We start from the raw sequence: 11696 nt of genomic DNA on the forward strand, positions 1-11696 counted from the left end.
AAAGGCTCAGTACAGGGCTGTAATTTGCCATTAAGTTATTATGACTCATTTCGTGATTCTGTAGTTGAATGAGCCCTCAATTCATAGCGCTTGAATACTCTAAACCCGTACCAGGCTATATATACAAAGCACAGGAATGGTAATATAAAAGAAAAATTAACTTCAGAAGTTCCCAATATGGTAATATCGGTCACACCGGATCCTCCGGCATCTATGATCATACCTTGTAATTTTGGCATGAGTGCTCCTCCTACAATGGCCATCACCAAACCTGCCGAAGCTACTTTAGATTGTTCTTCGGAAAGCCCTTTTAAGGCAATGCCATAGATCGTTGGGAACATGAGCGACATAAAGAACGAGACTCCTACGAGACTATACAGCCCCACCATGCCTTTTATAAAGATCGTTGCAACTATAAGTACCATGGCAGAGATAGAAAACAGCATCAATAGCCTGCCTGAACTCATAAATGACAGCAGGTAGGTTCCGATGGCGCGCCCCATGATAAACAAACCGAAAGCACCCATCTGATAATAACCTGCCGTAACACTGTCCATACCAATACCTTCGGCATATTGATAAATATAGGTCCAGCACATGATCTGAGCCCCTACGTAAAGGATTTGTGCCAGAACGCCCAATACATACTTTTTGTTTCCAGCCAGGACGGAGAAAGTGTCTTTGATGTCAGGCATACCGTTCTCATCATTGGATTGTGGCATCTTGCTAATCAGAAATATTACAAAAATCCCAACAAGCACTAAGCCTAAAGCAACATACGGATCACGAATTACCATTAAATCTGCCGTTTTAATGGCGATTTTAGAAGCTTCATCAAGTGTATTAAAATCTGCAATATCATCTGATTGTAAATTCTTTAAAACAAGTTGCTGCGCCACAATTAAACCGGCAATTAACCCTACGGGATTAAAAGCTTGAGCCAGATTTAAGCGCTGTGTAGCCGTTTCTTTAGCTCCCATAGCCAGTATATATGGATTTGCTGCGGTTTCTAAAAAAGCCAATCCAAAGGTTAAAATGTATAACCCTATACAGAAGAATATAAAGCTTTCGGTCTGTGCTGCAGGATAAAATAAAAGCGCACCCGTAGCATATAGTGCCAAACCAATTAAAATACCCACTTTATACGAGTACTTTCTCATAAACATGGCCGCCGGTAATGCCATACAAAAATAACCTCCGTAAAATGCCATTTGTACCCAGGCGGCTTGTGAGTTAGATAGTTCAAGTACTTTTTTAAAGGCCTGGACCATAGGGTCTGTAACCGCATTGGCAAAACCCCACAGGGCAAATAGAGAGGTTACCAGTATAAAAGGGACCAGTACTTTTTTAGATACAACAGGGGTCTTTTCAGTGTTTCTCATCTTTATTTTGTTTATTATTTTTTCGCTTTAAAAAAAAGAAGAACCAGAATCTTATTCCAGCTCTCCTTCTTAAACTAACTAAAACAAACTTACTTATGAATAAATAAACTTCTCACAAACTAAAAAACTATTTAGTGACAGTATAAAGAAACTTAATTAGCCAGTATAAAAAGTAATTATTTCGACCAATAACAATTCTCAAAAGGCGAAGAGTGAAAATTTGATTCATCTGTATTTATCTACCGGTTCATCTTAAAAATCTGAAGCCAATAATCATTATTAGCTACCAGCACCAATTTATGATTTTGAGTTCCCAAGAACTTCACTTTCCTGGCATCATTATTCGCAAAAAAACCGCTTTTGGAATTATGTATAGCCTCAAAGTTATTCTTACCGTCACCTAACAGTATGGCTCCAATACCGCCGTCATTACGCGTGGTCTCAATCTCGGATACGAATAAATTTCCAACCATGAGTATATCCGGATTTCCATCCTTATTAAAATCGTCTACCAGCATATCGTTCACATTAGATACCTGTGCTTCCACCGGCAAATTGGTTATGTTAAAGCGTCCATTGCCAAGATTCTCCATATAGGATGTGGCAAAAGTTTCAGCTTTATAGTACAAGGCTTCTTCCAGTTGCTGACCATAGACTTCCTGGATTTCCAAAGACGCAAATAAATCATATGATTTTACCTTGGACTTTAAGTCCGGAACCTGTTGTGCAGAACAGGAAAATCCACGTAAAGGATAATGCTTTCCAAAATTATAATAGCCCAATACAATATCTTTACTCCCATTATCGTCAAAATCGTCATAATAAACATCGAAGGGTGCTTCCGGCAAGGCCTTATATTTATAATTCAAACCAAGATTTCCCAAAACATAATCCATATCACCGTCATTATCAAAATCACCCTGCTCAATACTGAACCACCAACCGGTGGTGTGTGACAGATCCGGGAGAATATGCTTTGAAAAATGGCCTTTAGTATTTTCAAAAACAGTAACGGGCATCCAATCGCCTAGTAATAATAAATCTTGATCGCCATCATTATCATAGTCAGAACTTATAGCATCTGCTACCATCCCAACACCGAATAATTCCGGAGCTTTATCTTTGGTAACGTCAACCAGTTTTCCGTTTTGGTTTTCCAGAAGTTTACTATCTGCCGGCATGGGGTAATCTTGAGGTATGTGACGTCCACCTACAAAAAGGTCTAAATCACCATCCTTGTCAAAATCAAACGGAATCGCCACACTTCCGCTAAAAGCAGGCATCTTCAGGTCAGCCCTTGAGAACATGCCTGTTCCATCGTTTAAATAGAGACGGTCACTATAAAGGTCATGCCCTGCCAAATGTGCATTGCCTCCGCTAACAACATACAGGTCTTTGTCTGCGTCACCATCTACATCAAAAAAGACAGCATCCACGTCTTCGGCAAGTCTGTCGTTTCTCAAAACATCCTGCCGTGTGGAACGAAAGGAACCGTCAGGTGATTGTATGAATAATTTTGAAGGATAGCCTGCGGCGGCCCCAATATATACATCGTCCAGGCCGTCATTATTGACATCATCTGTAGCCAGGGCCGGTCCAAACTGTGACATTTTATGTGGCAACAGAATTTGGGCCTCGTAATCATCGAAATTATTTTCCTGATGCTGATATACTAGTGTCCCTTCAGAACCGATATCCTCAAATAGGGGCACTTGCTTTTCCGCCTCACCATCAACGAAAGATTTACCATCTTCCATGAACAATTCTAATACCTTATTAGCCTTAATATTACTTAATCGGGTTTCTTTCCCATTGGGCCACTGTATTGTAAGAGATGGCACTGTTCCAGCTTTTCCCAATCCAAAATGAACTGTTTGTTCACTGGTGGAATAAATGCCACGTACATTAGTAGTTTCTACCATTTGAGACGCGTTGTTTGATTCCAACATGACCCGCGTTCCAAAAACCGGTTTATTCGCTTTGCTTTTCAAGTTGACGCGCAAATAGTTTTGGTCGGTATTATTCCTGTATATGAAGGCTTCTTCATTAATATTATTCACCACTATATCCAGATCGCCATCATTATCAAAATCCGCATAAGCCGCTCCATTTGAAAACGACTTTTGATCCAATCCCCAATCTGAAGCTACCTTTGTAAAAATAAGGTCACCGGTATTCTTATACATAAAGTTTGACAATGGTTGAGAAGGTAAAAGGTCAAGTGTTTTGTCCAGGTCCAGAATATCCCAGATACTCACCTCGCCTCCATTGGGATTTTTTGTTGTCCAATCCGTAGCAGTTTGCATGACATAATCACTTACAGCCTGCGATGCATCCGTATTACGTATATCACGTAATAACCCATTGGTTATGTAAATATCCTTCAGGCCGTCATTGTCAAAATCGGCTATTAAATTGGCCCAGCTCCAGTCAGTAGCAGCTACATTGGCTAATTGGGCAATATCACTAAATGTACCGTTCCCATTATTGAGGTGTAAATTATTAAACATGTATTGATAATGGCCACCATTCTTAACCACTTTCCAGAATAATGAGGGCTTCATACCACTCATATTGGATTTTAACCGAAAATTATCTTCAGCAACCATGTCTACAACAAAAATGTCCAAAAAACCATCGTTATTAATATCAGACACATCAACGCCCATACTGTAATATGGCATATGGTTTAAAGCTGAGTTGGCCACATTGGTAAAAGTTCCGTCCTTGTTATTCATATAAATGACATCTGGTGCATAGAAATCATTTGCCACGTACAAATCTGTCCAGCCATCATGGTTCAGGTCACTTGCAGAAACGGCATTGGGAAACCCTGCTCTGAACAACCCTGCTGATTCGGTTACATCCTCGAAAGCTGTTCCATTTACATTTTTATAAAGCCTGGAAGTATATTTTGGTTGTAATAATTTGGTTCCGAAGTATTCCGAATAACTCCCCGGGTTGGGAGGTTGGTTCAATACAAACAAATCCAGATAGCCATCTTTATTGTAATCCAGAAAAGTAGCGTGTCTGGTGCGTTCCGTATTGGCTACCCCATAGGCTTCAGCCCTTTCTGTGAAACGCCCGTCTCCCCTGTTAATATACAGCTTGTTTTTTCTAAGTTCAGGTTGATGATCATAAAGTTCACAGGTCACATAAATATCCAGGTGTCCGTCATTGTTAACATCGGCCACGGTCACACCCGTGGACCAACTGCCATCATTAATAATACCTGCTGCCAGAGTTACCTCTTCAAATTTAAAATCACCCCGATTTAAATAAAGCTTATCTTCTACAAGATTACCTGCGAAATATATATCCGTTAAATCATCACCATTAAAGTCTCCCACACCAACTCCGGCACCACCATAATAATTTGCATATAACAAGATATTATGTTTAACCTTATCGACAATTGTGTTTTCAAATTGAACTCCTGTATCTTCTGGTTTTAAGAGGCTAAACAATGTTGTATTCTGGGCAAATGACCATTGAACAGCCATCAGAATCACGGCATAAAGGCCCCTATTTATTCTATTGCGACTTATCATTACTAATGGTTTCAAAAAAATAAAGGAGAGTATAACCACCCTCCTTTATCCACTTTATTACTTAATTATAATACATAAATTTAAACATTAATTGGCATCCCACCAAACGCGTGTGGTAAGCACATCCGGCCCTTGAGCCGCAATGGCTGCCGCATAATTTTCAGGATTGGCGGTTTCCTCACTACCGGAATAAGTTAACCTTCTTGGGATGGTTCCATTGGTCTCATTTCCGGGGAAGTTAACAGGTGTCAATACCGGGAAGCCTGTACGTCTCCAGTTGGCAAACGTTTCATATTCATTTAAGAACGTGGCTATCCAATATTGATTTCCAATCATTTCTAGCGCATTGTTACTGTCAAATGGGTTTGCAACCAAATAATCTGCTATGTCAGTATCACTAATAACTGCTGCTTCTCCGTATAATGAAAGCATCTTCATTGCAGCCGTAACGCCGGCATTATAGTGAGCTTCCGCATCACCTCCGGCAAGTCCCCAGCGCTCAGCACATTCGGCCAGCATAAACTCAACTTCCGCATAGGTTTGGAAGAACATTGGTGCATCTTCACCGGTAATGATACTTCTATTGGGCTCTGCATAAGCATCAGTATTCTCCTCTCCAGTCAAGTCTAATAATCCGGCAGAATCCAATCCGTTAGGCAGTCCCTTCAGGTCGGCAGGATTCGTACTACCGTCACTGCGGCGAGCTGCTAAGATCGGTAAACGCGGATCTCCTTGTAAAAAGCCCATAAAAGTTTCACTGATTCGCGGGCTTCCATCTGCGGAAAATACTTCACCATTACCATTTTTATTTATGCCGTCAGGCCCATTGGTATGTGCAAGATAGGCTATGTCATCGTTAGATGTCATCAGGCCACCGTTAATGGCCTTAGTTGCCCAGGCCTGAGCCCCTGCGGCATCAACTTTGATAAGGCGTAAACTTAAGCGCAACATCATAGAATTTGCAAATTTTTTCCACTTTGAAAGATCGCCGTTAAACATAACATCTGCAGCACCGAATTCAGAGGTACCGGTTCCCAAAGCGGCAGCAGCTTCTTCCAATTCTTTTAGCATATCTGCGTAAATAGCTTCCTGTGAATCATATCTGGGCATGGTAATACCTTCAATCACACCTTTTCCGGCTTCACTGTAAGGTACATCGCCATACAAATCGGTTAGCCTATGATATACGAAAACCCGTAAAATTCTGGTAACTGCGATCATTTCTTCCGGATGCCCCTCTTCATTTAACTGAAACAATAAGTCCTCAACCGTTTTAACGGTGTCCGGATAGTAACGATCAAACAGGGATGAGGCATAACCTCTGTTCCAGCTATATTTATCACCGGTCCAATACCCCGGAATTGTAGCAAAATGCTGCATCATGGTGGAACAATAGATCAAATTGGCTCGCCAATTCTCATAGCGCCCTCCTGATGTTTGCAGGATGGCTTTTGTCAGTTTATTACCCGGTGCTATTTGTGCTGCTTTAGTAGGGTTTACATTCAGTTCATCAAACCCCTCATCACAAGAAACGAATACAAGTAATACTGCTAATATTGTAAATACTATTTTTTTCATAACTTCTTTTTCTAAAATTTAACATTTAAACTTACACCATACCTTCTGGCTGAAGGCAATCCGAAATATTCCAGACCCTGGCCGTTACCTACCTGGTATGAAGATTCAGGATCAATGTTCTCAGCATCTCTTAACAAATAGAACAGGTTTGAACCTATCACGGAAACTGACGCGCTTGATATTGAGAACTTTTCCAAAAATGTGCTGGGAATTGTATACCCTAGACTTATTTGTCTTAGTTTAATATAATCAGCATCCTGAATAAACGCTTCGGATATGTCTCCGATATTACTCCAATACTCAGCCAGATCCTCAGGTGCCACAGTTGCTGTAAACTGCTGGCCTGTGTCTACATCTGTTCCGGTTACCGTTAAGCCGTTTTCACGACCTTCCAGGGTTTGTTTATGCAACCCTCCCAAAGTAGTAATTCTGTTGGTGGAAGAAAATATCTGACCGCCAAACTTGGCATCGATCAGGAACGATAAATTAAAGTTTTTATATCTGAATTCATTGGTCCAACCCATAGTTGTTGGAGGTACTCCTTCACCTAAAATCTTATACTCTCCGCGAACTGCATGAGGAACACCATTAGCAACGTTTTCGTATACAATGTTACCATTGTCATCTCTTACATAAGACGTCCCATATATGGTCCCGTAAGGTTGTCCGACAAAATGTCTTATTTGTGTTAAATTACTAGTGGTTCTACCTAATTGAATATCGCCGTTGGCTGCATCGGTAGCAACCACTTCACTATTGTTTATGGATAAATTATAGGTTGTTTGCCAGCTAAAGTCATCCGTTGAAACCGGTCTTGCAGAAATTAACATTTCAAACCCTTTATTACTGATTTTACCAATATTCGCCAGGGCACTGCTATAACCTGATGTGCTTGACGTTCCTACAGGTACAATATCATTAGTTGTTTCTTTAGAATAATATGCAAGATCCAGGGATAATTTCCCGTCAAGCAATCGTGTATCCAATCCTACTTCAAACTCGTCTACGTTATAAGCAACTAAATCACCCAATGGAATCTGATTTGGGTCTGATCCTCCAACACCTCCAAAAGGTTGTCCCAGGTGAGATCCGTCAATTCCGTAAACTAATGCAAGTTCATAGGGATTATCGGCGCCACCGGCCACTTTAGAGTAACCTGTTCTGAACTTGGCAAATCTTATAACCTCAGGTAATTCTAAAGCATCTGAAAGAATAAAACTTAGGTTTCCTGAATAATATAAATCATTATTCGGTGTTGTTTTTCCAGGGAAAGACAAGGTTGAGAACCAGTCATTTCTCACTGTTCCTGTTAAATAAAGGTAGTCATTATAAGACACCTCCAATGACCCATATAATGAGTTTATTTTTTTCTTAAAATACTGATGCTCTAATGTTTGATTGGATGTATTCTGAACATGCTCCAAACCTGCCACAACAAAATCTTCTCCTCTTAATTTTAAATTTTCTCTTTCCTGAGTATTTTGAGCGCCTCCCACAAAAGCACTTACTGCAAACTGATCATTAATATCTCTGTCAATACCGATCATAAGGTCGGAGTCCGTTTGAGAATAGCGTCTCTCCCATTCTTCCATGGCTCCAAGCGGTTTGTAAGCGGTTCCCCAAGGCTCCGTAGCCGTTGATTTTCGAGCGTAAGTATCTGTTCCCACTCTGGCATTAATATACAACCAATCTAACACATCATACCTGACGGAAAAAGACCCTATAAACCTGTTCCTTGCATCCATGTTATTGAAGTGGAATGCTGCCCAATAAGGGTTCTGATTAAAGATATTGGAGTTTATTCTAAATTCGGTCCCATCTTCATTTATTCCGGGTCTATAATCCAATACATTAATATTAGGAGCTGCGTTCATCACTGAAAAGTTTCCGTTTCCGGGGGCATCAGACAAACGCGGCCTGTTCTTGGCACCCTCTCTTATATACTTGGCATTTACAGTTAAGGTTAACTTTTCACCTAGTTGGGATCCCAAATTTAAAGAGAAGGATTTTCTGTTTAAACTGGCATTAGGCATAATATCCTGATTTGACAGATCGGTGGCAGAAAACCTGAAATTAGACTTGTCATTAGATCCTGACAACGCTACCGTATTGGTAAAGGTTGTTCCAGTTCTGTAAAATTTCTTGAGGTTATTTCCGGTATAGGAATAAGGTCTTGATACACCGTCAAATTGCACCACACTGGAGCCATCTAATCGTGACCCCCAGGAGCTGGAATTATTTAAGGCATCCTCCTGGGTTAAAGGAGCAGCTCCAAAGCTTCCCTGACCATAGCTTGTTTGAAAATCCTGAAGGCTGGTATCCACAACATCAAAAACCGTTGTAGAATTAATCTCAACTCCAATACCTTTCTGACCTTTTCCTGTTTTAGTAGTGATCATGATAACACCGTTTGATGCTCTTGACCCATATAATGCAGCTGCCGCCCCACCTTTAAGAACAGACATCGATTCAATATCATCCGGGTTCAAACTGGAAACACCGTCACCACCATCATTACCTCCCCATAAGGAAGCCGATCCACTAACATCATTACCCATAGGAATACCATCTATAACATATAGTGGTTGATTCTCTCCTGTTAAAGAGGTATTACCCCTTATGATTACCCTACTGGAACCAGCGGCACCGGTGGAGTTTTGTGTAATATTAACACCGGCAATCTTACCCTGAAGTCCATTAATAGCATTAGTCTCTTTAACCAAAGAAACCTGCTCACCTTCCACCTTGGTAATAGAATAACCCAGGGCTTTAGTTTCCTTTCTGATACCAAGAGCCGTTACCACTACTTCATCTAATTGACTGGCGTCTTCCTGAAGTGCTACATTAATAGTAGTTTGTCCGTTAACCGCAATTTCCTGGGAGGAAAACCCGACATACGAAAACTGCAATATGGCATTAGCATCGGAAACCTCAATGCTATAGTTACCATCAAAATCGGTTGACACCCCTTGCGAAGTGCCCTTGATAACTACGTTGGCACCCGGAAGTCCCATGTTATCAGCAGCGTTCGTAACAGTTCCTTTTACTGTTATCTGAGCCTGCATGCCATATGTAACGAGCAACAAGCCAAAAGCTAACAGTAGTTTTAGTACTTTTTTTGTCATAATTTTTGAAATTAGTTTTATTGTTATTTATAATGTATAAATTAAGAGAAAATCCGTCTGGCCTTTAAAAAAATTCGACCAATGACAATTCTCCAAAGGAGTTGGTTGTTAAAATGTTTATTTATAGATGGGGTATATTTATGGTATGGGCCTAAAACAATCTAAAAAAAATTTGATCCTCATTTTTTTCAACAGATTCCCGTAATATTATTGATATTACAATTGCTAAAGTATTTAACCACCGGCACACAAACCGGAAAGTTAAAAGCAAAACATTTATAGTTGTACGATTTCGATATAAAATGGCGTATAATGGGTAATATCCTTTGCCAGGAACCAACCGTCAAGGCTGCAATCCCCTTCATTGAGAAACACCTTATCAAAGACGATAGTTTGAAGGTCTTTTTCATTAATGTCCCTGGTAAAATTTTGGATTCCGAATCTAATAAACATCTGTCCCGTTTTTGGTACCGGATTTCTAAAATGACAAACAACCTTATAATTACCAGCCTTTACAATAGACAGGTCCCAACTTACATGCATCTGATCGTCATCCCATATTAATTGCATCCCGCGGGCATCATTTCTATTAAGAACGGTACGGACTTCCTCATCGGATCCGATAATGATTCTGGGTAAGTTATTGATATGCGGACTTTTCATAATATCATCATACCATGCATCCAGCTCATCTTTCAATTGTTTTAGGATACCAGGATTTTCTTTACTGATGTCCCGGGTTTCAAAGGGATCTTCAACGAGATGATATAACTCAAATTGATCCAAGCCGGATTCTTTGTTTACATTTCCAATTAATTTATATCCATCTCGAATCACAGCCATGTTACGATATTTTTCCGGAAAACTGCGCTGCCACTCAAAAAACAACGGTCGACTCAGTGATTGTGCTTCGGAGCCAATAAACTTACCAAGATCCAGGCCATCCAGATCTGTTCCTTTATTAAGACCAATGCCGCATAAACCGGCAAGTGTTGGTAAAACATCAATATGGGCTGCTGCTACCGAAACAACTTTATTGTGCTGAATATTTTGCGGGAGCTTCATGAAAAACGGTACATGAATACCTCCTTCTCTTACCTGACCTTTACGTCCCCGGAAGCCTCCTGTATACCGATGCTGTTCAGGGCCATTGTCTGTCATAAAAATGATAATGGTATTATCATATAAGTTTTGAGCTTTTAACATTTTGATTAGCCTACCTATATTATCATCAATATTTGAGACCATGGCATATACTTTTCTGGCCGCCTTTATATCTTCACCTGACATAATATGCGAGTATACTCCACGATTGTTAAAATATTCCGATGATATTTTGGTATTGGTATATATTTTTTCATATCTCTCCGGCACTTGTAATGGTGTATGAGGAGCGTTAAATGACAAATAAGCGAGGAAGGGTTGCCCATTTTGCTGTTCTATAAATTTTATTGCCTCATTGGTAAAAACATCAGAACAATAACCTTCACTCTGAAATATTTCACCATTTTTATAAAGCATTGGGTCAAAATAAGAGCGATCATATTTGTAATAATTAAAAACATCTCCAATCTGCCCGATACCACCACTTAAATGCCAAACAGAAGTATCGAATCCCTGATCCTGTGGCCTTGATGGATACGAGTCTCCCAAATGCCACTTGCCAAACATACCTGTATTATAGCCCTGTGATTTGAAAATCTCGGCAATAGTGGTTTCCTCAGTTGCCATAATGGCTCCTCCTGAATAAGTGTCAAATACCCCCGTCCTAATATTATAGCGTCCGGTCAACAAACTAGCCCTGGTGGGAGCGCATACCGGACTCACATAAAAATTGCTAAACACTGCACTTTGCACTGCCAGTGCATCCAATTCCGGTGTTTCTATAAATGGGTTGTCGTGATATCCTATATCGCCATAGCCCATATCATCAGCCATGATAATGATCACATTTGGTGTAGACCTTTCACCTGAGACCGTTTGAGCCGAAACCAGACCGATACCACTCAATACATGTAACATTAAAAATAACTTAAGCATTCTCATAGCCTTATTTTTTT

Annotated in this window: 5 protein-coding genes; all 5 read right to left on the minus strand. The window is 40.2% G+C overall.

The features are described 5' to 3' along the window. Positions 1–38 precede the first annotated feature (38 nt). Complete coding sequence (gene fucP, locus Q0983_RS20850) at positions 39–1382, minus strand: L-fucose:H+ symporter permease (protein WP_299557257.1); 1344 nt, start codon at positions 1380–1382, stop codon at positions 39–41. A 239-nt stretch (positions 1383–1621) separates the two neighbouring features. Then, positions 1622–4933, minus strand: coding sequence for a VCBS repeat-containing protein (locus tag Q0983_RS20855; protein WP_299557259.1), 3312 nt, complete (start codon positions 4931–4933; stop codon positions 1622–1624). Positions 4934–5020: 87 nt separating this feature from the next. Then, complete coding sequence (locus tag Q0983_RS20860) at positions 5021–6511, minus strand: SusD/RagB family nutrient-binding outer membrane lipoprotein (RefSeq protein WP_299557261.1); 1491 nt, start codon at positions 6509–6511, stop codon at positions 5021–5023. A gap of 11 nt (positions 6512–6522) precedes the next feature. Continuing rightward, the gene (locus tag Q0983_RS20865) at positions 6523–9636 is read right to left on the minus strand and encodes a SusC/RagA family TonB-linked outer membrane protein (protein WP_299557263.1); all 3114 of its coding nucleotides are present in this window, start codon (positions 9634–9636) and stop codon (positions 6523–6525) included. Positions 9637–9912: 276 nt separating this feature from the next. Beyond that, on the minus strand, positions 9913–11682 hold the full coding sequence (locus Q0983_RS20870; RefSeq protein ID WP_299557265.1) for an arylsulfatase: 1770 nt from the start codon (positions 11680–11682) through the stop codon (positions 9913–9915). Positions 11683–11696: the final 14 nt, after the last annotated feature.

Source organism: Seonamhaeicola sp. (genome assembly GCF_028281565.1).
GTDB lineage: Bacteria > Bacteroidota > Bacteroidia > Flavobacteriales > Flavobacteriaceae > Seonamhaeicola.

What these genes read in the sequence shown, in the direction of transcription:
- fucP (WP_299557257.1), bottom strand. Translation starts at nt 1,382, where the DNA reads ATGAGAAACACTGAAAAGACCCCTGTTGTATCTAAAAAAGTACTGGTC.
- Q0983_RS20855 (WP_299557259.1), bottom strand. Translation starts at nt 4,933, where the DNA reads ATGATAAGTCGCAATAGAATAAATAGGGGCCTTTATGCCGTGATTCTG.
- Q0983_RS20860 (WP_299557261.1), bottom strand. Translation starts at nt 6,511, where the DNA reads ATGAAAAAAATAGTATTTACAATATTAGCAGTATTACTTGTATTCGTT.
- Q0983_RS20865 (WP_299557263.1), bottom strand. Translation starts at nt 9,636, where the DNA reads ATGACAAAAAAAGTACTAAAACTACTGTTAGCTTTTGGCTTGTTGCTC.
- Q0983_RS20870 (WP_299557265.1), bottom strand. Translation starts at nt 11,682, where the DNA reads ATGAGAATGCTTAAGTTATTTTTAATGTTACATGTATTGAGTGGTATC.